The 23,503-nt window shown below is 31.3% G+C and carries 21 protein-coding genes; all 21 read right to left on the reverse strand.

From position 1 onward, the window contains the following. Nucleotides 1-183 precede the first annotated feature (183 nt). The 21 genes from E1J38_RS00515 to E1J38_RS00615 all read right to left on the reverse strand — a co-directional run bounded on the left by E1J38_RS00515 (nucleotide 184) and on the right by E1J38_RS00615 (nucleotide 23,501). Nucleotides 184-960, reverse strand: a complete 777-nt coding sequence (locus tag E1J38_RS00515; protein WP_133354961.1) for an FkbM family methyltransferase — start codon at nucleotides 958-960, stop codon at nucleotides 184-186. Between the two features lie 37 nt (nucleotides 961-997). Next, complete coding sequence (locus E1J38_RS00520; protein WP_133354959.1) at nucleotides 998-2,176, reverse strand: glycosyltransferase family 4 protein; 1,179 nt, start codon at nucleotides 2,174-2,176, stop codon at nucleotides 998-1,000. Beyond that, nucleotides 2,167-3,273: a glycosyltransferase gene (locus E1J38_RS00525; protein WP_133354958.1), complete on the reverse strand. Its 1,107-nt coding sequence runs from the start codon at nucleotides 3,271-3,273 to the stop codon at nucleotides 2,167-2,169. Before E1J38_RS00525 ends, E1J38_RS00520 begins: the two co-directional genes overlap by 10 nt. After that, nucleotides 3,266-4,654, reverse strand: a complete 1,389-nt coding sequence (locus E1J38_RS00530) for an asparagine synthase-related protein (RefSeq protein ID WP_133354956.1) — start codon at nucleotides 4,652-4,654, stop codon at nucleotides 3,266-3,268. Before E1J38_RS00530 ends, E1J38_RS00525 begins: the two co-directional genes overlap by 8 nt. Before the next feature lie 519 nt (nucleotides 4,655-5,173). Beyond that, entirely contained in the window at nucleotides 5,174-6,358 is a 1,185-nt protein-coding gene (locus tag E1J38_RS00535) for a glycosyltransferase family 4 protein (RefSeq protein ID WP_133354954.1), read from the reverse strand. Between the two features lie 362 nt (nucleotides 6,359-6,720). After that, complete coding sequence (gene asnB / locus E1J38_RS00540) at nucleotides 6,721-8,550, reverse strand: asparagine synthase (glutamine-hydrolyzing) (protein WP_133354952.1); 1,830 nt, start codon at nucleotides 8,548-8,550, stop codon at nucleotides 6,721-6,723. Between the two features lie 2 nt (nucleotides 8,551-8,552). After that, a complete protein-coding gene (locus E1J38_RS00545; RefSeq protein ID WP_186525789.1) occupies nucleotides 8,553-9,491 on the reverse strand; it encodes a glycosyltransferase family 2 protein in 939 nt (312 codons plus the stop codon). 14 nt (nucleotides 9,492-9,505) lie between these two features. Next, the gene (locus E1J38_RS00550) at nucleotides 9,506-10,453 is read right to left on the reverse strand and encodes a glycosyltransferase family 2 protein (protein WP_133354948.1); all 948 of its coding nucleotides are present in this window, start codon (nucleotides 10,451-10,453) and stop codon (nucleotides 9,506-9,508) included. 90 nt (nucleotides 10,454-10,543) lie between these two features. Further along, nucleotides 10,544-11,614, reverse strand: a complete 1,071-nt coding sequence (locus tag E1J38_RS00555; RefSeq protein ID WP_133354946.1) for a glycosyltransferase family protein — start codon at nucleotides 11,612-11,614, stop codon at nucleotides 10,544-10,546. A gap of 12 nt (nucleotides 11,615-11,626) precedes the next feature. Next, a complete protein-coding gene (locus E1J38_RS00560) occupies nucleotides 11,627-12,499 on the reverse strand; it encodes a polysaccharide pyruvyl transferase family protein (protein WP_255449746.1) in 873 nt (290 codons plus the stop codon). Further along, on the reverse strand, nucleotides 12,457-13,344 hold the full coding sequence (locus E1J38_RS00565; RefSeq protein ID WP_133354944.1) for a hypothetical protein: 888 nt from the start codon (nucleotides 13,342-13,344) through the stop codon (nucleotides 12,457-12,459). The genes E1J38_RS00560 and E1J38_RS00565 overlap by 43 nt, the downstream gene beginning before the upstream one ends. Further along, on the reverse strand, nucleotides 13,329-14,084 hold the full coding sequence (locus tag E1J38_RS00570) for a hypothetical protein (RefSeq protein WP_133354942.1): 756 nt from the start codon (nucleotides 14,082-14,084) through the stop codon (nucleotides 13,329-13,331). The genes E1J38_RS00565 and E1J38_RS00570 overlap by 16 nt, the downstream gene beginning before the upstream one ends. A 13-nt stretch (nucleotides 14,085-14,097) precedes the next feature. Then, complete coding sequence (locus E1J38_RS15180) at nucleotides 14,098-15,216, reverse strand: CatB-related O-acetyltransferase (protein ID WP_133354940.1); 1,119 nt, start codon at nucleotides 15,214-15,216, stop codon at nucleotides 14,098-14,100. Between the two features lie 31 nt (nucleotides 15,217-15,247). Then, nucleotides 15,248-16,099 (reverse strand): FkbM family methyltransferase, encoded by an 852-nt coding sequence (locus tag E1J38_RS00580; protein WP_133354938.1) that lies wholly within the window; start codon nucleotides 16,097-16,099, stop codon nucleotides 15,248-15,250. 9 nt (nucleotides 16,100-16,108) lie between these two features. After that, entirely contained in the window at nucleotides 16,109-17,023 is a 915-nt protein-coding gene (locus tag E1J38_RS00585) for a glycosyltransferase family 2 protein (protein WP_133354936.1), read from the reverse strand. Nucleotides 17,024-17,361: 338 nt separating this feature from the next. Then, the gene (locus E1J38_RS00590; RefSeq protein ID WP_186525790.1) at nucleotides 17,362-18,246 is read right to left on the reverse strand and encodes a glycosyltransferase family 2 protein; all 885 of its coding nucleotides are present in this window, start codon (nucleotides 18,244-18,246) and stop codon (nucleotides 17,362-17,364) included. After that, entirely contained in the window at nucleotides 18,236-19,075 is an 840-nt protein-coding gene (locus E1J38_RS00595; RefSeq protein WP_133354932.1) for a glycosyltransferase, read from the reverse strand. Before E1J38_RS00595 ends, E1J38_RS00590 begins: the two co-directional genes overlap by 11 nt. A gap of 9 nt (nucleotides 19,076-19,084) precedes the next feature. Then, nucleotides 19,085-20,035, reverse strand: a complete 951-nt coding sequence (locus E1J38_RS00600; RefSeq protein WP_133354930.1) for a glycosyltransferase family 2 protein — start codon at nucleotides 20,033-20,035, stop codon at nucleotides 19,085-19,087. 390 nt (nucleotides 20,036-20,425) lie between these two features. Next, on the reverse strand, nucleotides 20,426-21,286 hold the full coding sequence (locus E1J38_RS00605) for an acyltransferase family protein (protein WP_133354928.1): 861 nt from the start codon (nucleotides 21,284-21,286) through the stop codon (nucleotides 20,426-20,428). Nucleotides 21,287-21,333: 47 nt separating this feature from the next. Beyond that, nucleotides 21,334-22,560 (reverse strand): glycosyltransferase family 4 protein, encoded by a 1,227-nt coding sequence (locus E1J38_RS00610; protein WP_133354926.1) that lies wholly within the window; start codon nucleotides 22,558-22,560, stop codon nucleotides 21,334-21,336. Next, nucleotides 22,557-23,501 carry a glycosyltransferase family 2 protein gene (locus tag E1J38_RS00615; protein WP_133354925.1) on the reverse strand — a complete coding sequence of 315 codons (945 nt, stop codon included), beginning with the start codon at nucleotides 23,499-23,501 and terminating at the stop codon, nucleotides 22,557-22,559. The genes E1J38_RS00610 and E1J38_RS00615 overlap by 4 nt, the downstream gene beginning before the upstream one ends. Nucleotides 23,502-23,503: the final 2 nt, after the last annotated feature.

Below are 23,503 nucleotides of genomic sequence, written 5' to 3' on the forward strand. Positions count from 1 at the left end.
ACTGCGCTCGAGATGACGAAAAAATTGTATCGAGAACTATTTCAAAGCTTCAAATTCTTAATTCTCGATAGTTCTACTGAGCAGAGTCGAAGTGCAAATTTCACGCATTTCAATCGTAAAATCCACTCGAATTGACAGAATTTAATCAAAATGTACAAGGTTTTTAATTCATGTCAAATTATACTATATAGGAACACAAAAAATATTTGGTGGCAAAACAGTTCCTTTAGCATATTCTTTTAAAGACATATCTAACACTTTATAGTTCTTCTCCATAAAGAAATCAATAATTTCCATGTTATCATTGGTCTCTACTATAAAGATGGGTTTAAATCTTTCAAGAGTATATAAACACCCTTGTAAAATATCCAATTCAATACCATCTACATCTATTTTTATCAAATCACAGGTATCAAAATTATTTTCAAGTACATAAGTATCCATCGTAACCATGGGAATACTCACAGAGTCTGAAATTTTTTCAGGCTTTAAAACATTGGAGGTGGTATAATTTAGAAACAGTTCAACGGTTTTATTCTCAGATCCAACCACTACATTCTCCAGTGTAATAATCGCTTCCAAACGGTTCTTTTTTATCGACTTTTTAAACGAATCACACACTTGTTTATTAGGTTCAAAAGCCACAACCTTTCCATTATCACTACAAATAGTTTGCGCCCACACTAAACTTAGAAATCCAAAATTGGCTCCAATATCAAAAACCGTTACATATTGTCTGTTTGCTTTATAAAGATTACAAAGCTTGATAGCATTATTTAGCAAGGTTGTTTCCACCCCTCGTTGTTGGGCTTTAGAAGCCTCTTTAATTGGTGCCCAAAACCCAAACTTAACATTATATTGTTGATAATGGCGATTAATATCGGCACATATCAACCTAAAAAAACCACGTGTTGTGTTTACATTTCCAAACAGGCGCTTTACCAAATTTGATTTACCCATTACTTGCTTTACAGAAATGGGAACGCAATTATATATTCTAATTAACAAACTCACTGTAAAATTTCACAAATTGTTCAGCTTGATTTTTTACATCAAAATTACTTTTTACATGATTTATGGCGTTACCTCTAATCGTATTTTTTTCTTCATCGGGTAAGTTTATAACATGCAGTATCATTTCTACTAATAATTTTGGTTGCCGTTTGGGCACTATCCATCCCGTTTTACCATGAATAATATTCTCTTTCAACCCGCCACCATCTGAAGTTATACATAATAAACCGCTCCCTTGAGCTTCCAATACCGCATTACAAAACCCTTCAGAATAACTGTATTGAATATAGATGTCTGAATCTTTGACCAATGCCATAGTTTCTTCATGTGTTTTCTGGCCTTCTAATATGACATAATCTTCTATACCCAATTGGGAAATAGCATATTTTAAGCTTTCGTATTGTTCACCAGAACCAATAATGGAATACTTAAACGCCATTCGTTTTGACTTGAGAATAGCTAAAGCTTCTAATGTATCCTGTAATCCTTTTATCCAATGCAATCTAGCCACTGTAACCATTCTAAAAACTGAAACTTTGCTTTGGTCATGCTTTTCAAGATACCCTAGAATTGGAATAGCAGGTTTTATAATTTGGTAGGGAATAGACTTTGGCATCCCTATACTATAAGCCTTTTGTAGTAAATAATTGGAAATACTATGCACTTGGTTTACCTGACTCCACATTAGTTTATAACACCTTGGATGTTTAAGAGGATACACATCTAAATCAAAACCCCTAAAGCTTACTGCCATTTTAGCTCCAATGGACTTAGCTACATGTTCACTCTGTAACGCCATGGTTGTAAAACCAAAATGCACCCAATCTAAATTGGCTGCGAGTAAATGATTATTATTATAAAGATTTTTTAAAATTTGTTTGTACGGCCTACCAATATTGGTTTCCAACTTAATAAACTCCATAGACCGTTTAAAATTAAGGACTAATTTTAAAAACACAGTAAAACCCGTCATCAACATGAGTAACAAGTTATATTTATAAACTTTAGGCGCTAACTGCACAGTGCATAAATTAAATTCAGGGGTTTTACGCTGTACAAATAGGATCACCTTAAAACCATGTTTCTGCAAACCCTTTATTTTATTTGTAAAAAAGGTTTCAGAATAACTGGGTGTTTCGGAGAGGACAATTCCTATTCGCATCTTTTTATCGATTTATATAAAGCCCCATGCTTAGCAATACATTGCTTTATGGCATATTTTTCTAATACAAATTTTCTCATCTGTAAACCTAGACGCTCTCTGCCTGCTTCTGTCAAAGTTTGTATGTCTTTTAATTTTAAAGATAATGCTATGCTATTAGATGGCGTCACTAAATTCTCTTTAAATTCACTTAATACATCTTTAACCCCACAAACATTAGACCCTACAACAATTTTACCACTAGCCATGGCTTCTATTGGCGCTATTGGTAAACCTTCCTTACGTCCTTCGTCCTTAGTTGAAATCACAAAAACATTGGCTAATGCTAAGTAAGGACGAACCTCATTTTGTTTCCCTACAAACTGGATTTGATTACTCTCAAATTTAGCTTTTAATCCTAAACCATAATTGTTATTATAATCACCTACAATCAATAATTTAATTGATGTATCGTTTAATTGTTTAATCGCTTGTATCAAAATTTCAATCCCTTTAACGGGCACTAAATTGGCCACCGTAATAACAACAAAATTAGTCGCTTGAATTCCTAAGGCATTTGCTAAAGCTTCATCCTGCTCTTGAGGCCTAAAATAATGAGTATCCACTCCCAAGGGTATATAAGACACCTTATCTTTTAACTTGTCAAAAAACTGAGGTATCATATCGGTATTAATGGTAATAATTTTAGTGCTTAGTTTTGAGCGCCATACCCAAGCCTTATTACCCCAACCCATAGCCTTTTTAGTATACACAAAAGGGATTCCCGCCAATTTAGCTGCCAAAGGTTCGGTAATATCCGAACTCCAATGCCAGGAATGAATGATATCAAATTGATTTTTTTTAAAAAACCTAGTTATCCTTAGTACTCTAAAAGGCAAACTTAAAAAAGGCCGATACCCTACTGCAAAGGGAAAAATATGCATTTTAACCCCTAGCTGTTTTACGGTTTTAAAATATTCTCCTCTATTATGAAAACAACAAATCTCTGGTTCAAAAACGGTTTTATCTAAGCCCTTTACCAAATCGTACACCACCTTACCACTTCCTGCGGTTTCAAAATTTGGAATGGTAAATAATATCTTAATACGTTTAGGCATGCCAATGTTTTTGGTTAAATAAAGATAAAGTCAATAATATACTTATCGAGTGCGCTTGTCTCAATGAGTTCCCTTGAAAAAAAGCGTTTAATTGAGCTTTCAAAAAAGATAAAGGTATCCATGTCTCAAGACCCGATTCCAAAATATTTTTCTTTAAAAAGTACGTATTGTCTGTTCCCAAAAACTGCAATTCCCAGTTGCGTTGTACATAAGGGTTACCGCTTAAACCTTTAAGCTCTCGTTTTAATTTATTGATGATTTTATAGGGCAAATTATAAGGACTCTTATTTAGATGATAATTACATAAGTTAAATGGTCTGTGGTCTTGCCATTCAATTTTTGCCAATTCAGGAGCGCTTTGTTTAATGTATGCTATCTGCAACTGCCTATTCTTTAAGTACTCCTCAGGAACGGTGCATATAAATTCACACATCCTATCGTCGTAGTATGGTAAGGTAATGGGCTTTGCTTTACTAAAAATAGATAAATTTACCGACGTCCATCGTGGCGCCCAATATTTAGATTTAAAAGCCCGCAATTTAGCATTGGTATCATTTATATTTATAGTATGTAATAAAGCACTTATTCTATGTCTAAAGTAATCTTTAAAGTGCCCCTCCAGTTCCCACAGTTTCCATAAGCTAGTAGCAAATTCCAATCCGCCTCGCTTTAACAGTTTATTCATTAAAGCGTCTACTTGTGCTTGATGGGTTAATGCTGGGAGGTTCATAGAATCAAACAGGACATCGCCCCAATGCCCCAGTGAAAACACATCGCCCATGTTTTCAAACTCATTTAGAATGGCCATTTGTCTCGGACTTGTAAAATCTGAATAACAGCCATTTATTTTGGCCAAATCCTCAATCACACTCCATAAGTATCCCTTGTTAATTTTATAATCTTGAAAATTAAATCCACAGGTTTTTGCTATATGTTTAGCAATTTTTGTTTCCGGATAGCCGTTTTCAAAATCATAACTATATGAAAATACCTCTGCTCCAATTTTCTTTAGAGCTACCGCTTGGGTTCTACTATCTAAACCACCAGACAATGGTAAAATAACCTGTTTATCAAGGGCTTGTTCACTTACTATCTTTTCAAAGAGAATTTTATATTCTTCTAAAACCTGATTAAATGATATATCTCTAGGGGTGTAATGCCAATTAAAATAAGTTTTGGCATCTAATATTTTATCACTATCGTCTAAAGTATATTCAGTTCCAGGGCGTAGAACTTTAGTGTCTTTAAAATAGGTATCCGCATCTAAAAAAAAACCTATGGCTGCAAAAACACAAATGGCTTGAAGGTCTAGATCGTGAGGTGCATCTACCTTAAAAAAGGTTTGTTTTGTAGGGATTATTGGGGTGGTTATTGTTTTCATTTAATAGAACGCAATATACAATTTTAACATGATTATTAGAGACACTGTTTTTAGTATTACGGCAGAAACCGGAATGTATAAATACCAAATATTAACTTTTAGGTTTTATCATAAAAACGAACTAAAAAATCCTTTTGTCATTCTGAGTGTGGTACGCGATCCACTGAAATTGTCGAAGTGTGCGTAAGAATCTATTAAATGATTCTCCTAAACAAAATAGATTCTTCAGTCGAACAAAGTTCTCCTTCTGAATGACAAACGTCTTATTATTTAACATAGAATCGAATAAAGCAAAACGCTCTCTTGTCATTCAGAGTGCAGTGAAACAAAGCGAAGAATCTCTTAAATATTTTAACCAATGAAGTTTTTTCGTTCTTTTAATGCTAAGGGATTGCTACGTCGCTAGCTTCCCTATGTACCCACATAATGACAGAACGTGTGTCATTCAGAGTGCAGGTATGAATCTCTTATCTTGTATCAAGATTCTTCAGTCGGCTTAAGCCTTCTCCTGAATGACAATTAATTTTTAACTATGATGTTCTTATACAACTCCAAAAACTGTTTTATAGAATCCTCGGCATTGAAATGAGACTTTACAAATTCATGCGCTTGTTTTGTGATGTCTTGTAGCTCTAATTCTGAAGTTTGACTAACCTCAACAATAGCCTGAACCAAAGCTTCTGGGTCTCTAACTGGTACTAACCAACCTGTTTTATTTGGTATCACCACTTCAGCCATACCGCCGCAATCGGTAGAAATAACAGGCACTCCCAAAGCCATCGCTTCTAGAACTACATTAGCAATACCTTCTTCCAAACTAGGTAATACCACAGCATCAAAACGCTGCACTTTTTTAAATAAAGTCTCTTGAGGTAACCCTTTCAATATCGTAATCTCATTTTCAAGCCCTAGTTGATTTATTTGAAATAAGATATCTTCTGAAATAGTATTGGAAGCTATAATAGTATAATGTACTTGAACACCTTGTTCCTTTAACAGTTTTACTGCGTCTATGGCATATTTATAACCCTTTTTCCAATGAAAACGTCCTACTGACACTAAATGAAACGCATCTCTCTCATTTTTTTCAAAAATCCTAAAGGCATCAAAAGTTGTTTTCGGAATTGGGGAGTGAATGACCTCTATTTTCTCCTTATCAGCCCGATACTTTTGAGCTTCTAATGCAATGGCTTTTGAAACGGCGTGAAATTTATCAACCTTAGGAAAGGTTCTTTTATAAACCTCGGCCAAACTTTCATCTGCTATGGGCGAATAATTAATATGGGCTCCTCTTAAACTTAATACGAGCTTAATATCAAAAGCGGTCTTTAAAAAAACCCATTGCTTAATATCCTTTGCCCATTGTATATGAAATACATCTGGTTTATGTAAAATTACCGGAACAAATCTAGATAATAGGTTCCACTTTTTGTACCAACCATGGTAGGTTTTCACTTCTTGCCATAATTTTAAAAACCGTTTGGGGTATATCAATATTAGCTGCAAAAGCCTTATAGAAGTCAGTAATATATTTAAAACGTTATTTTTTGGCGTAGCATAGATACGGATATTGGAAGATTTGTAATTTACGGTCGCCCTTAGTTTACCAAATAGCATTACCTCATGTTCTTCTGCCACACCTTTAATTAAATTTTCTATAAAGGTAGTGCTAGGTATGGATCCGGAGTAAATGGCTATTTTCAAAGGTTTAGGTTGTATTAGGGTTTAAATATAAATCAATTATTAAACATTCCCTTGTAAAACCATTTCTATTGGAAAAACATATCATTGTGAGGCGTGCAACGCCGTAGCAATCTCATCCATCAATCCTAACCGACATTGTGAGGAGTTTCAATACCAATTGAAACGACGTAACAATCTCTTTAATTACCTTCCCAAATTAAAAGATTCTCACGCTCAGATTTCATCTTCGCTCAGAATGACGTTTTAATTCAAACTCTCACATTGTGAGGCACGTAGTGCCGTAGCAATATCTTTAATTCAAGTCCCAAATTTAAAGACCCTTACGCTCGGGCAAGCCCTCGCTCAAGATGACAGCACATTTTTTAAACCAACCCCTCTCCTATAGCCCACTTCTGCCAAGCATAAATATGCCATACACCCCAGGCCGCATCATGCTTTTCCTTGAAAAACTGTTTGACATAATCTTTAACAGCTTCCTCATTTATATGAGAAGCCCCATAAAAGGGTGTTTGTAATACAACCTCTTCTACATCTGCTTTCAGGTACCCGTGTAACCAATCGAACATAGGGACCGCAAACCCTTGCTTTTTGTTATTAATGCTGGATGGTGAATAGTAATCAAGCATCAAGGTTTTGAGAACTTTCTTTAAATCGGTTTGGCTTCTAAATGATTTAGGCTGTTTAGAAAGAGCATCATCTATAACCTGTTTATCTAAAAATGGCACCCGTACTTCAAGACCATGGGCCATACTCATTCTATCTACTTTAACCAGTACCCGTTGCATATGTCCGTAAAATTCATTCAGTCTTAGCTGGCTTATCATATCATTTTTTGAAGTTGCCTTGTGAAAATCATATAAACACCTAAATTCTTCACTGTAATCGGTATCATTCAAAAACCCATCTAAATCTTTTTTAAACACATGGGCCTGCCTTCCCATCACCCAATCCCCTATATGCTTATAATGATACGGCCCCCATGTATTTGTCAGGTTTAGTTTATTGGCCAATCTTACCAATGGTTTTCGTATCAGGTATGGTATTTTAAACCAATGTCTTTTGTTATAAACATCCAACATACGGGGATATCCAAAAAACAATTCATCACCACCGTCACCAGATAACATAACCGTGTGTTTTACTTTGGCTTTTTTAGCAATTAAATAGGTAGGAATGCTTGAATAATCACCAAAAGGTTCGCCCATAAACTTAAAATGCTCGTTAACAACAGCCAACAGATCTTCTTCGTTAACTTTATGAATTTGCTGTTTTACCCCAACCTCTTTGGCATAGCTAAAAGCTTGTTGTCCTTCATCAAGGGCTTTATGGTTTACAGATAAGGTAAAAGCCTCCAAATCTGACTTTTCTTTTTTGGCCATGGCTGTGATTAACGGACTATCTATACCGCCACTTAAAAAAGAAGCCAAAGGTACATGGCTTACTAATTGGCGTTTAACTGCCGCCTCTAGAGTAGGCTTTATGGTACTTTCAAAAACATCATTGGTCTTTGTTTTTGCTTTGTAAAAGAGACGCCTTTCTACAGCCTCACCGTGCTGTATTTTAAGACATTCACCCGGGCGCACTTGATATATATTGTTATAAATGGTGTTTGGCGCTTGCATGTATCCAAATCCAAAATATTCTTTTATAATATCTGGTCTAAGTTCTAAGGTTTCTTTAAACCAAGGATGTCTAAATATTTGGTTAAATTGAGAGGCCGCTACAACACCCAAATCTGACACCCCATAAAACAAGGGTTTTATTCCTGCAAAATCACGTGCTAAAAAAAGGGCATTGGTTTTGGTATCAACAACGGCTATGGCAAACATCCCGTTTAAAACTTTTAAAGCATCATAAACTCCCAAAACATCCAATAGGTGTATCAATACTTCGGTATCCGAAGTAGAGTTTAAGTTGTTGAGCTTATACTGTTCTTGTAAGGCTTTATAATTATAGATTTCCCCATTAAACACCACATGATAGCGTTGTGACGGACTGTACTTAGGTTGGTTCCCTTGGGCACTCAAATCTAGTATGGCCAGACGGTTAAACCCCAAGCGGTAGTTTTGTTGGGCACTTATAGTGGTATTATCTGGCCCACGGTGTTTAGACAACCGTAATAATTCCTCAAATACAGTGCTGTTTATAACACCATGATTGCCAAAAGAAAATTCTGTTAGAAAGCCGCACATAGTTACACTTTATTAAAATAAGAATACCCCTTACCTGTTATGTAGTAAAACAATCCAACAAAAAATACTGAAACCACTTTTTTAAGGCTAAACTCTTTACTATCTATTTTATATAATTGAATAGAAAATGATAAACCATGATTGATTTTCTTATGTTTATACATGTTTTTCAACAAATACCAACTCATTTTTTTTTGTGAATCTATACATTCTTTTGATAGTTTGTACTTTTTTTGATATTTAAGAAGCTCATAAACAATGATAGATTTTGAATAGGCTTTATAACCAAACTCTTCAATTCTATTTGGATGAACCCGGGCCATAGATAGTATATCTTGTACTATAACGGGCATAAGCTTTAGTGTTAAAGCTTGAATATGATAATAATAATCATCTCCATTAAAGAGCCTTTCATCAAAATGAAAATTATTCTCAATCAATGTTTTTTTTCTCCATAAAGGTGCATTAACACTCCACCCTATTTTCTGCATTATAAAATCATTCAAAGGGTCATCACTATACAAAGCTCTGTTCCAAACATTCAGTACTTTGTTTGAATCACTTTCAAAATATTGTGTCTGAGATATGGTGAAATCATAAGATTCATCTTTTAAAAGCTCAACATCCTTCTCTAGTTTATTAGGTTTCATAATATCATCAGAATCAAACCAATTAACATAAGCACCCTTACTTAAAGAAAACCCATAGTTTCTACATCCTGAAGGACCCTTTTTAAAGGTTTTCAACCTTTTATAATAGCTAAACCTTGTATCCTTGATTAAATATGAATTCAACACCTCTTTTGTGTTGTCATTAGAACCATCATCTATAATGATACATTCCCAGTTTGTATAAGATTGTGCCCTAATTGAGTTTAGTGTCTCTGAAATTAAATGAGCTCTATTGTAAGTAGGAATGATAATTGAAACAAGTGGTTTCAAATCTATAAACTGTATTATTTAATATGCAAATAACTATATCCTTTCTTAAAAAGATTATAAGATATAAAACCAAAGATAGTCCTTATAAGTTGTTTATATTGATTAAACTCAAATTCTTTCTTTAGAACTTTTAAAAAAAGTATCCAACTAATCTTATTTTTTTTCAATAGGGCCTCCATGAAATAGCTATTAAATCTTTTAACAATATATTTTTGAATAGTATCCTTATTAATTTCTTTATTTGTTTTTATAATTTGATAGTGTCTCTCAATAACTTTAAACTCAGATTGAAGCTCTTTTTTATTAAATTTTCGTTTTTCTCTTGAGAAAGAATTAGGGTGAATTCTTACTTGTAATAAAGCCTCATTCAAAAACTTTAATCTAGGCTTTTTATATAACATTCTCAAGTTAAAATCCCAATCATCTCCGTTACCAATGGCTTCATCAAATAATTCTTTTTGATTTTTTAAAAAATCCTTATTCCAAAAAGGACCACAGACATAAAAGTTTATTTTTTCTACAAAAAAATCCTGAATTAAAGTTTCTGATTCAATGTTATTTTCCTTTAAGACTTCTCCAGAATTAAAATCAATTAATTCCGATTTGCAAACAATGACATCAATATCATTTTTGAAAACAGAAACTATAGACATTAATGTTTCTCTTTTATACAAGTCGTCACTATCAAAAAAATGAACTAATTCACCTTTACTATATGAGTATCCAAAATTTCTACAGCTATTAGGCCCCTTTAATTTATCTTTTGGTCTTTCCAAATACTTAAACCTTGAATCTGCCTTAGCAAAAGATTCGATAAGTCGCTTTGTCTCATCTAAAGAACCATCATCAACTATAAGGCATTCCCAATTTATATATGTTTGATTTTTGATTGATTCTAGAGTTTGCCCAATAATATCTTCTCTATTGTAGGTTGGAATAATTATTGAAATCAATGGATACATTCTTAAATTTTAGAGGTTTGTGCTAATATAAGAAAAGCAATTTTTGAAGGTTTATAATTTTGTATCATCAAGTTTAAAAACTCAATCATATTAATTAATATTACTTTTTAATATAAAAATATCCCACTTTGCAGCAACTTCCTTAGGTTTAAATTCCTTCAAAACATTCTCATTATAATGGCTTTCTTTATTTAAAAGATTTAGACTTTCTGAAAATGCCAAACTTGCACTCTTAACATCATCAGGGTTAAAAATTGGTAAGTTTAATTTTTCTAAAAAGCCCAAAACATTACCCTTATTAGGACCAACAATAATTTTCCGATAAGTTAAACCTAAAAACAAATTCCCTGAATTCAATATTTTCAATCTTGGAATAATTACAATATCTGCTGCAGACATCAATAAAGATAATTCCTTAAAAGATGTAAACCCATAATTAAATCGAAACTTTGAGTTAAAGTTAAAATTGTAAACTTTATTGATAAGCCTTTTTACATCTATTACTCTTTTAAGTTTTGTCCTCCCTTTAAACTCAATATTTAATTCTTTATAATACATGTTTGAAGCTATAAGAAGTTTGTCTTTTTCTTTAACGCTATTGAATGCTGAGATAATAAACTTTCTTTCAGCTAAACTTCTTATTCTACCAGGTGCTATAAATACAATTTGATCTTTTCTAATTCCAAGTTTTTTTCTAGCCTCTAGTTTATTATGTATTTCAAAACTCCTTTCGTATAAAGGATGATAGATTACCTCATGATGCTTGCTTGGATATTTTTTTTGAAACAACTCCTTACTATAGACTCCCAAATGAATTAATGAATCTGAAAAATGTAAAACCATTTCGAAAAGTCTTCTATAATTATCCGTCATTCCAGAATGTCTCTCTAAATCATGCACCACATAGATGATGCTAGATGACTGTTTCCATAACCTAAATCTATTTTCTAAATCATCTAGTTGAGTATTGCTTGGTTCTTTCCAGCCAAACAATTGTTCTGGCCAATTAATTAAAATTACGGAGTAACTGGGTTTATAGGAATTTAAGACCCCAAAGATAAACTCATGTTTACTGTAATGTAATATCTCATCCAAATACGGGTTTGGATCCTTTGGAGTTGGAACAAACACCTGAACACTATCTTTAGTTTTTTGTCTCACCCAACTATTATTTTATGTAATAATGTTTGATTGTTTTAAAAAGCTTTGATCAGGGAAATAAAAATCATTCATACCATAGGTTTTTAACAACATCGTTCCTTGGTCTTTAGCAAAATTAATAGCATGAATACTACTTAAAGGCTCTGGAAAATCTAATCCCACAGAAAGATAATAGTCTCTATATTTAAAAATTGGTTCGTCTGTTTGCGGCTTAACTAAAATACATTCTTTATTTAATGCATGGGCAAAAATAACTCCATGTAAAGAAGAAGAATACACTAGTTTTGCTTTTTGAATTTCTTTAGCAAGCTTTTTTGGTGTATTATCAATATTAACAACCTTAATCCCTCTGGGGTAATTACCGTTGTATATCCAATAATCATGAAAATGAGGAATAAAAATGACATTGTTTTCTGTGTTGTTAGAAATTTTTAAATTACACACTTCTTTAATTAAAAGGCCAGGGTCTAACTCAAACTTTAAATTAGACAAGTCTGTACCATGTTTCTCAAAAAGAGACTTTGTTAATGGCCCTCTAACCCCAAAAACTTTAGATGATTCTATAATTTCTTGTCTGTCACTTAAATCATTACCTTTCCAGCCTATACCATTTACAATATCACCACGATCTAAAACCGACATTGTAGACCCCACTAATAACAGCCTATTTATATCTCTTCTTACATTTATAATTTCTTGATTTCCATAAAGAAATTGAATTAAGTTTCCTGCAAAAATATCTCCAGAATTCCCATATCTAAACACTTCTTTTTTGGGGTTTCTAATTCTAGTTTTATAATACTTATACCTACTAACTTTTAATTGGTTCCAATAATAGGTTCTTATGGCCATAATACTTTTTCGATTAATGATACAATATGCCATTTTACATCATTTATTCCGTAGCTAATATAAATTTTATTATTCTCTTTAAATAGTCCAGAAAAGTAAGTGCAAGAAAAAAGATTAACATTAAACTTTTTATTACTTCCAAACAACGATTTAATTGAATGAAACAAAAACAATCTTCCTTTTATTAAAACGGGCTTACTACCAAACTTTAAATGAAAAGGGCACCCTAAATAAACCATTTTTTTTCTTAGAAAAAGTTTATAATGACCAATGAACAAATATTTATCATTAGACTTTACTAAAGGCGTGCCAATACTATACTTTTTAAAAGATGTTTTATCATCAATATAGTAGTCCCTAAACTCAATTTGTTTTGAGTTTACTATTTCTCCTTTTAAAATTGTAAACGGATTCACATTATATAAAGCATATAAAACATTATTTTCATTAAAAAAACTCCAGTTTTTTTCTATAGTCATCCGGTTAGCGTAATTACATAAAAAGCTACTTTTTACTTTATTTTTTTCTAATTGAAATATTCCAATATCATTATTTCCTCCTCTTGTATGTCCTGTATTAAAGGTTCCCCAAACCTTGTCCTGCATAATAAACAGTTTTGGGTCTGACACCTTAAAAACACCAAGTTCATTTTTAAGTACATGTGTTAAATTAAGTTCATAAATATTGCTTTCATTTTCCCAATAAAACATCAATGCCAAAATAGTTTTTGTAAAGTCATCAAAAACTCGTAAAGCCATATATTTTGTCCCTTTATGCTCCAAATAACTACTATTAAAAGCATATTTATATTGAGAAATTTTGCTTTCTAAAGATGCAGGAATAATGTCTGTTTTATATTTTTTTAACTGGAGAACCACTTAACTATACGTTTTAAATAATTTTTAAATGAAGGTATTAACCTATCCTCTTTAGTCAATTTATAAGCATTAGCATATTTTTTCAAAACTAACGAGGGAGGTAACCCCAATAATTTCTGAACTTTTAAATAATTACTCTTTTTAATATTTGGTTTACCCGTAAAATGAAGTATTAATGGTTTATGCACATCTTTGTTAAACAAGTTTTCAGCTCTACTATTAAAGGCCTTGTAATTATAAAGTATGTATTTCTCCTTGTACGCCTCTTTAGTAAGTAATAAATAGATTATGGCATCTTGATCGCCGTTTGAAAAATAACCTAAATCTTTTTTCCACCACGCTTTAATATCATTTAAACTTATATTTAAAATATCTCTCAAGAACTGTTTAGATAAGGAATTGTTTTTTATTATAAACTGACCTGAACTGAGGTATGTTTTTAGTTCTTTAAAAGAAGGGCTCTTACAAAAAGACAGAAACTTATCTCCCTTAGGCATAAAGCTCATAATGTCTTTCTCAAAATCAAAAAAAAAGGCATCATCATCTATCCAAACTAAGTAATCAAAATAATCAATAAAACTCAACACATAATGTATCTTGTTTAAATAAGGATTTTTTGCCTGGGTAGGATAATTACAATGAATGTAACTATAACCAAATTTATCTGCATAAATTTTATGATTTATTGCAGAACTAAACTTAGTCTGCGGATACCTCCCAGATATGATACACACCTTCATTTTAATTTAATTTTCACAAATAATTTATTTTAATCTCATCAACCTCGTCTATAGAATTTAAATCAAGAATGAAAAATTCCTCATTCATTTTTATCATTCTATCAGGCCAATCCCACCATTTAAGGGACAACAAAAATTCTATAATATGTATGTCAAATCTTGCTTTCAAATGTTTTGCTGGTACCCCTCCTACAATTGAATAATCCTCTACATCGGAAGTTACAATACTACCTGCTGCAATACAGGCCCCATTTCCAATTGTCACACCACTCATAATTTTAACATCATCACCTATCCAAACATCGTTTTTGATAATAACTGGACCTTTTGTTCTTGCTAATGAAGGATTCTTCCTAAATTCACCTGGGTGATCTCGATTAAAATATTTTCTATATATATATCCCTGAGTAGTTAAATAATTAGTATCGTGATTAGTTGTGTAAATTTTAATATTATTTCCAAAGGAACAGAAAGACCCTATTTCAACAAAAGCTTCACTTCCGATAATTTGAAAATTGCTATTATAAAAAGAGTTTAATCCTACTTTTAATCGTTTCATTGATTTCATTCTGTTTGAAATTCTAGCACTATCTTTAACAACAGAATTAATTCCTTTTCTAATCTGATTTCGAAAATAGTTATCATCCCAATTGGGTGAACAAATATCTTCTGTTTCCTTTAAACATACATGAAACAAATTAGGGTGATTAAATAGTTGGTTTTGAAATTCAAAACTTTGAAACCAAACTACATCATAAAAGAACAGTGCTTTCCTCTTTTTAGGTGAAGAATCACTAGTAATAATACCGAAAGGAATATCAACTTTGAGATTCTTTCTAACATATATATCCGAAAAACCGTTTATACCATCTGCCACTAAGACAAAATCAAAATCAACTACATCTTCTTGAGAAATGAGTTTGTCTTTTAAATTGAATTCTACTACCTCAAAATCACTTCTAATCAAGGACATCAAATATCTATATGATTTACAAATATTTCTATAATTAGTAAAAACTTGTTGATCCTCATAAAACAAAAAGGCTATGCTTTTAATTTCATTATCCGCCATTCTTAATTTATCAATTGCTGTATATGACATTAACTTTTCAATAGCTTTTCTTATTATCATTTTTGGTAATACTTAATATTTTTAAATTTAATCACTCGATAGTTCCTCTAAATATTTTCTTAATATCCTTCATTTTTTTTATTGTAAACAAATAATTACGATCCTTACTTGCTTTTTTATACCATCTTATTTTTTTTAATAATAAATTATCATCATCAATATTATATACTGTGTACCCTCTAGGGAATAATCTCCTAACCTTTTTTACTTTTTTATAATTATTTACTTCAATTAAAACATCTGGTTTATTCTCTTTCAATATTCTTTGCATACCTTCTAGAGTATCCAATTCGGCATCTTCTACATCTATTTTCAAGAGTTCAACTATTAGATTTTCTATATTATTTTCATTATCAAAACTATCTAAACTAACAGCTTCAATTTCCTTACTTTTGTCATTAGTTGGTTTTTTAATTAAACTTGCCACAGAGCTAATAATATTATCTTCTTCGCAAAATGAAAAAACCGTTTCACCATTAAAATTGGTACACGCAGCATTTATTAAACAGATGTTATTTAGCTTATTAATATTTTTATTTTTTTCTAATCTATTTAAAGTATTTGTCTGAATATCAAAAGCAAAAACTTTATTTCCTTTAGAAAACTTGGCTGCAATCAAAGAATAAATTCCTGTATACGCACCTATATCATAAATAACCCCATCATTATTAGCCTTTAATAAATCATACCATAAAAGCAAACTGGTAAGCTCCCACCCTTTATGATTTGTCCAGTATAACTCCTTTACTACCGTATCATCATTTTCATTATACATAATGAAATTTTCAATACCTTCAATTTTTATTTCAACTTCTCCATTTAAAGGATTCTCTCTCCAGAACTTCTTTTTTTGATTGATATTTAGATTACGATAATTTACCATAGCTATTTTTTAATTTAATAAGTATTTCTTTTTACGCATTAAAATATACTTTAAAAAATAACCATCTAAATGACATAAAGCATACCAAAAGCCATATAATACAATTCCTGTTTTGCTACGATAACCTTGTTCTATCTTTCTATGTGTTTTAAGCGCTTTAGAATACAATTTCCTATTCACCAACTCTGGAAACTCTTTTTTAAAGTCTTTTAATAATTGCCTAGAAGCGGCAAACTGTTTCCATTTGTTAACCGTAACCGAGTTTCTGTTACTGGTTCTATCCATATGCACCAACACTTTGGAAATACCATGTACTTTAGATACGAGCGAAAAGCGCAATACGTAATCCCAATCTACATTAAAATTACCATAGGTGTTTTTAAAAACCAACTCATGCCTTAAATGAGTTGCCTTACGTATCATCATGCAAGTATTGACCACCTTTAGCTGGTTTTCGTATAAATATTTAAACAAGGCGTCTCCTTGCGGAAACTGCTTTTTGTAGGCCAATAATCCTGGAAACAAATCGCGTCGGGTTTCACTAACAAACTCTGCGATACCTGATACCAAACCTACCTCCGGATGTTGTTTCATGACTTCTATTTGCCATTGTAGGCGCTCTGGTACATAGACATCATCTTGTTCTGCCATGGCAAAAAATGCAGCCTCAGGCGCACTGGCTTTAATTAACGCATTGAGGTTATTGGCTAACCCTAAGTTTTGGGGGTGTTGGATGATTTTAATTCTGGCATCTTTAAAACTTTCTGCAATAGCTTTAGAACCATCATAAGTACCATCTATACCCACCAAGATTTCAAAATGGGTGTAGGTTTGTGCCAACAAACTCTCTAAAGTAGCCTTTATGGTATATTCACCGTTATAAACTGGTAATAAAATAGAAATAAGAGGTAAAGATTTAAGCATACTAAAAACATTTAATCCTAAAAACAAATCTCGGAGGCTTTAACTTGAGGTTTCTATTAAAACTGAAGCGACCTAAAACTTCAATAGCCTTGTCATTCAGACCCCGATGTATCGGGGGAAGAATCTCATACATTAAATAATCCATACGTTTCAATTTTAAAAGCTACTTTATTCCACACTTAAAGACATTTTTAGTCAAAATAATAAAGAGACTTCTTAACAAATTTCTCCAGTACAGGACAAAAATAAAACATGTCACATTGAGCGTAGTCGAAATGTGCTTCAAAGTTGTATTATCAATGCCTTCGACTGCGCTCAGGTTGACATCTTGATATAATTTAATTTTTGTCATGTATAAAATTCCTTATTCTAACCAAACCTTTAAACATTGGGTGGTATAATTTTAATAGTTTTAATTGGTTTTGAGGGTGTAAGTACCAAAATAAGTGTTTATAATAGCTGGCGAATAGTATATGTTGCTCATTAATCGCTTTCTTCTTATTAATAACACTGGCCTGTTCATCATGCAACCTAAAACCCACCAAAGAGACATCTACAAATCCCACATGATAGTGCTTCATCACCCGATACCAAAACTCATAATCTAAGGTTTGCTGTAACGACTCATTAAAAAAGCCTAGGTTTTTAAAACACTCCCTTTTAATAAGGACGGCTACAGGCTCACCAATTTTATTTTTAGGGCTATTTAAAAACTGCCTGTCTTTTAAATAGGCTTTTCCGTTTAAAACCCCTTGTTGTACCCTAACATGCTGCCAATAGGTATGCAACTTATCATAGAAATCTATAAAAGCTTTTATTTTAGGCGTTAAAGTATCATATAAAAACCTGCGTTTAGAATATACCAACCCTATTTTAGCATCTTGCAATGCTAGTTCCATCATGGTTTCAATACAGTGGGGTTCTAAAACATCATCCTGAAATAAAAATTTAATATAATCGCCTTGAGCCTGTTTGACACAATGATTCCAATTGGCACCGATACCTGAAGGGGTATGATGATATACATAGAAAGGAATCGTTGTTTTTTCTTTATAAGAATTAACTATACTTAGAGTATTATCATTAGAAGCATCATCAGACACTACAATCTCTAAATTAGGGTAGGTTTGGTTAATAGCAGATTGTAAAGCTTTGGCTATGTAAGTTTCCCCATTAAAAGTAGGAACACAAATAGACACTAAAGGATTTGATTTATGATTCATCCTTATAAAGTGGTTTATGAACATCATTAACCAACTCACCTTTAGCATTAATATTCCAAGATGCTGACTGATTAGCCGTTTGTATATAGTATTCCTGTTCTTCAGTTAAATGATTAATATCAATATACCACCCGCCATGAATGGCTTGTAGTGGGTACTCTGTTCTCCAAGCCTTCGTGAAATCTTTAAGTTGGTATTTATATCTTGGTCTGTACAATGCAAAGGTGGTATCAATCTCTGCTTTAAAAGCTAAATTGTGAATTTTAGTGGTCCAATATTTAGATTCCCAGCTTATGATTTTGGATTTGTTAGGGTTAACATCTGGAATATTATCTATTTTTAAGGAAAAGCCCACTTTAGTTATGTTCCAAGCTTTATCTAACAGCTTACGAAATTGCAAAATAAAATCTTCAGGACAATCTTTAATGGGTACTACATCTGGATCAGTAACCACATAGTAGCCTTTAGTATACTTTTCTACCAACTCTTCTTCTCTCCAAAATGACAAGTGGCCATTGTTAGTTTTTAGCCTATACAAAGTAACCTTATGTTCTATAGTCTTAAAATACTGTAACAAGGGTTTATATGTAGACTTATTATCTATAATTACGATGTTCCTATAATCTTTTTCTAATAAAAACGTTACTAATTTTTCTAAATAATATAGCTGGTTAAAGCTAATAATGATAATGGGTATGTGTTTATAATTTTTTAACTGAGCCCTTACCGTTGCATTAAATAAATATGCTATATGAGTAAATACTAGATGTTTTATAAATACTATAAGTTTATTAATATAGGTTCCTGATATGTTATTTTTTATAATCATTATAACACATTATTTATATAGCGACACCTTGCTTAAATAACCGTCTCCTTTACTGGAAAAATATTTTAAAAAACTCCCTACAGCTAAATTAAAATGATCTTTTAAAGTTAACTTTTGATAAGACATTAAACAATAACGCCAAACATACCAAGCTTTTTTAAATTCTTTTAATCTTACGAATTGCTTAAAAATAAAAAGGAAAAAAATGTATAATGTTTGTTTATTTTCTATAGATAACGCATCTTCTAACTCACTATATAATATAAAACGTGCTAAAAAATAATGCCAGTATTTTTTATTTGAATTATGATTTGAAATATTGTTAGGATGGTTTCTAATATAATCTAATGGTTCATTTATGGCCACATAGTTTGGGTAGTTAAACAATATTTTTGCTAAAAAAAGCCACTCTTGACCTGCTTGTAAACTTTCATTATAAGTGTAATTATTTTCTATTAAAAATGACCTTTTAAATACTGCTGCTTGTACTGGAATTATAATATGCTTTGATATAAATGCCTGAAAAGGGTTGGTAGTTGCAATATATCTAGACTTTAACCCAGTAATATTTTCGATTGTAGATTCAAAAACATAAGATTTGCAGATGGAATAATTTAAATCTGATTGCTCCAAGACTTCAACTTGCTTAAGCAATTTATCAGGATGCATAATATCATCACTATCAATCCAGTTTATGTACTTTCCTTTACTTAATTCAAAACCATAGTTTCTACAGGCATTTGCACCTTTTGATCTATTTACAGGTCTTTTATAGAATTTTATTCGTTTATCTACATCGGTATATTTTTTTACAACTGCCTCACTATTATCTGTACTACTATCATCAACCACCAAACATTCCCAATTAGTGTAAGTTTGCTCTAAAATTGATTGCAATGTTTCTCCAATTATAGAAGCTCTGTTATAGGTAGGGATAATGATAGAAATTAGAGACTGCATGAATTTTCAATAACTAATTGTGCTAATATACAAAATGCGACTCTGTAGGTATTTTGAATTCATTGTTTATTTTCTAAACTTTTTCCTTGTACAAAAACAGTGCATTAAAAAATAAAAATTAATGAAATGCTCCATTAAACGTATTAATCAAAAAAGTTATTTTAAAGTTGACTCTCCACTAACCTATAGTCTGTTTTGTAAAGTATACATTTATTTAAATCTACTTTTATATTTCAAAACTGGTTTTTCAATAAATTCATAGGATAAAATTGCCAAAATAAAGGTTAAAACAATATTGATAGGAAATTCTTGAATCTTCAAACCTCCTCCCGGACCTGTTCTTAAAAAAACCCCTTGATAAACATACAATCCATAAGATACTAAACCTATTTACACTAAAGCTTTGTTATGTAACACATTCACAAGACTAGAGTTCTGATTATAATATATCCATACCAAAAATATTGATACTCCTACTGCTTGAAAAATAAAGGAAACAACCATATAACTTATAGGTATATAAGTAGGACATAAAAAAAATATAAGACTCATCCAAAAAATTAGTTTATTTCTTTTTAAAAGATATGGCACCTTACTTATATACTTAAAATTTAAGACAGAAAATAAGCATCCCAACATAATTGGACCAACAGCAGGTATAAACCATCTAAACGGTTTAAAATTCGAACGAAAGCCACCTAATTCACTATAGACCAAAGCAAACCCTAAACAAAGACCAACAACTATTATTGCTGCATAAATAAGATGCTTAACCTTTTTTAAATAAATTACTATAATTGGCCATGTAATATAAAATTGTTCTTCAACAGCTAGCGACCAAGTATGTCCAATCTCAACCGTATATAGTTTTTCTGGAACAAAATTATAGGCATAAAATATTGATAGTAGAAGTCCTTCAAAATTAGGTTTAATAAGTTTAAATAACATTATTAAAATTATTATCGAATAAAAAATCACTAAAGGCGGTAAAAGTCTCAAAAACCGCCTAATATAAAACTTCTTTAAATTTATATAACCTCTATGTTTTTTTTCCTCAAATAAAATTGATGTGATTAAAAATCCGCTTAGCGTAAAAAAAATTAACACACCAGTACTTCCAGAAATCAATGACCACACTCTTACTTGAATAAAATCAAAATTAGGCAACATTTTATATGAGCCTAAATGAGAGGTAATAACCATTAGAATTGAAATAGCTCTTAGTGAATCATATCCCTTGATATATTTCATAAATTTAAAACGTCTTACTTAATTTTGTTATTTATGACTTTATCCAATTAATATATACACTTGAAAAACTTATGGCTTATAATAGTGCTATCATAATTTTTTAATACAAACTCTCTACCACGTGCCCCCATTTCTTTTCGTTTATCGGAATTGTTAATCAAAAACATAATTCGTTCAACAAAAGCCTCAAGATTACCAGTCTTGATAGCATATCCTGTCTTTTCTTCTATCATACCTTCTTTCATGCCTCCAACATCTGAAATCAACACAGGCAATTCCATAGCCTGTGCTTCCTGAATAACTAACCCTTGTCCTTCACAACATCCCTTACTATCAATTATCCCTGGGAACAAAAACAGATGCGCTTCGTTCATAAGATTTTTCACCTCTTCCTGTGACTTACTTCCTAATAAAAAAATTTGATTTATCAGGTCATTTTGTTCTATATAATCTTTACATACCTCATACTCCTCACCATCTCCAACCATATATAAAACTATATTATTTCCTATTTTATTTATTACTCTCTCGATAATTTTTATGGCTAAAATCGGTGCTTTTAACTCTATAAATCGACCTACAAACAAAACTATAAAGGGTGAAGTTAAAACTCTTATAGATTCAGGCTTAAAGAATATGGTATTCAACCCTACAGGTAATACATGAATTTTTTCTTTAGAAAACCCTAAACTTAAAACTTTTTGTCTAGTATATTCTGTATTTACAGTATAATAAATATGCTTTAAATTTTGTAAACCCTTAAAATAAGATGAAGGATAGTTATGAGCATCATAGCCATGAAACGTAACCACAATCTTGCCATCAAATCTTTTTAACTGTTCTAGAAGGTGTACAGCATTATCAGCAAAATGCACATGCACCACATCAAAACGATTGATGTTAAAATAATATTTAAAATAGACTTTAAAAAATTGTTTATTAACTCTATCTATATTAGCCCAAGTTAGGTACTTAAAACTTTTAAGTAATGGTAAGAACCCTTTAGCACCTAAACTTTTCAAAAGTATCATTATTTTATTTAAAAAGCCTTTGTTCTTATTTAATAGCTCATTTGCAGTAAACTTTGTTGTTGATTCTAAAAGTTTATATTTGGAAATCAATCTATTAGCTACAGGATTTCCATTAACCTCCCTTGTGCATAAAATCTTAACGTTACAACCTTTTTCCTTTAGAGTCCCTATTTGATTGACAATAAAAGTTTCAGAAATAGCTGGAAATACTCCAACAACAAAAGCAATTTTTAGAGTTTTCATTTTCTAAAATTAAAAAATGCAAAACCAATTCTTTTAAAATTTTTAAACAATCCTAGAATTGACCAATTTAAAAAAAACAGTTCTATGCTCAATACAAGAGCTTTTAGAATATATTTATTCTGAATATTAGATTGTATAAAGTTTTGGGCTGAATGCATAAATTTTTTCTTTAAAAAAATATTCTTTTTATTGTTTACATATAATTCTTTATGGCATTGATAACCTTTTTGAAACCCTTTATAGACGGATACCGAAGAATGTACACCTCCATCATGAATGCGATAGACAGCTCCAACAAAATTTAGACAAGCCCCTTTACCTTTCTTTAGTAGTTCAATAATTATATATATATCCCTAAAATATTTAAACTTTCTAGATATCTCAATATTGAAACTTTGCCTTCTTAAAACCAAAGTCTGAGTACCAATATGCCAACCTTTTTGAAATGTTTCAAAAGTAAAATCTATAAAAGTACGATTAGAGTTAAAATACTTTTCATTGAAATCAATTTTAAAACTATTGTCTTCCTGATTAAATGTTTTGAATCTTGTATAACAAAAACTATATTCTTTATTAGCTTGGAGGAAATCTATTTGTTTCTGTAACTTATACTCATCTACCCAATAATCGTCACCTTCACAAATTGCAACATACTTTCCTCTAGATTTTTTATAACATTGTGTAAAATTATTTCTTCCAGTTGACTGATCTTCCTCATATGCTTCATTTTCTCTATTCCATAAAAATAATCGTATTATATTTGAATATCTTTGTGCATAATTTTTACAAATTTCTCTTGTTTTATCTTGACTTTGATCTTCTCCAACAATAACCTCATAGTTAAAATTTGTCTTCTGCTTTAATATACTATCCAAACAACTTGATATATACTTTTCATGATTATAGGTGGGAACTACAATGCTTACTAATACGTCTTCCATAC

Source organism: Seonamhaeicola sediminis (assembly GCF_004358095.2).
GTDB lineage: Bacteria > Bacteroidota > Bacteroidia > Flavobacteriales > Flavobacteriaceae > Seonamhaeicola > Seonamhaeicola sediminis.

Coding starts and splice junctions, on each gene's coding strand:
- E1J38_RS00515 (WP_133354961.1), bottom strand. CDS start 960: ATGGGTAAATCAAATTTGGTAAAGCGCCTGTTTGGAAATGTAAACACA.
- E1J38_RS00520 (WP_133354959.1), bottom strand. CDS start 2,176: ATGCGAATAGGAATTGTCCTCTCCGAAACACCCAGTTATTCTGAAACC.
- E1J38_RS00525 (WP_133354958.1), bottom strand. CDS start 3,273: ATGCCTAAACGTATTAAGATATTATTTACCATTCCAAATTTTGAAACC.
- E1J38_RS00530 (WP_133354956.1), bottom strand. CDS start 4,654: ATGAAAACAATAACCACCCCAATAATCCCTACAAAACAAACCTTTTTT.
- asnB (WP_133354952.1), bottom strand. CDS start 8,550: ATGTGCGGCTTTCTAACAGAATTTTCTTTTGGCAATCATGGTGTTATA.
- E1J38_RS00550 (WP_133354948.1), bottom strand. CDS start 10,453: ATGTATCCATTGATTTCAATAATTATTCCAACCTACAATAGAGAAGAT.
- E1J38_RS00560 (WP_255449746.1), bottom strand. CDS start 12,499: ATGGCATATTGTATCATTAATCGAAAAAGTATTATGGCCATAAGAACC.
- E1J38_RS00570 (WP_133354942.1), bottom strand. CDS start 14,084: ATGAAGGTGTGTATCATATCTGGGAGGTATCCGCAGACTAAGTTTAGT.
- E1J38_RS15180 (WP_133354940.1), bottom strand. CDS start 15,216: ATGATAATAAGAAAAGCTATTGAAAAGTTAATGTCATATACAGCAATT.
- E1J38_RS00580 (WP_133354938.1), bottom strand. CDS start 16,099: ATGGTAAATTATCGTAATCTAAATATCAATCAAAAAAAGAAGTTCTGG.
- E1J38_RS00585 (WP_133354936.1), bottom strand. CDS start 17,023: ATGCTTAAATCTTTACCTCTTATTTCTATTTTATTACCAGTTTATAAC.
- E1J38_RS00590 (WP_186525790.1), bottom strand. CDS start 18,246: ATGAATCATAAATCAAATCCTTTAGTGTCTATTTGTGTTCCTACTTTT.
- E1J38_RS00595 (WP_133354932.1), bottom strand. CDS start 19,075: ATGATTATAAAAAATAACATATCAGGAACCTATATTAATAAACTTATA.
- E1J38_RS00600 (WP_133354930.1), bottom strand. CDS start 20,035: ATGCAGTCTCTAATTTCTATCATTATCCCTACCTATAACAGAGCTTCT.
- E1J38_RS00605 (WP_133354928.1), bottom strand. CDS start 21,286: ATGAAATATATCAAGGGATATGATTCACTAAGAGCTATTTCAATTCTA.
- E1J38_RS00610 (WP_133354926.1), bottom strand. CDS start 22,560: ATGAAAACTCTAAAAATTGCTTTTGTTGTTGGAGTATTTCCAGCTATT.
- E1J38_RS00615 (WP_133354925.1), bottom strand. CDS start 23,501: ATGGAAGACGTATTAGTAAGCATTGTAGTTCCCACCTATAATCATGAA.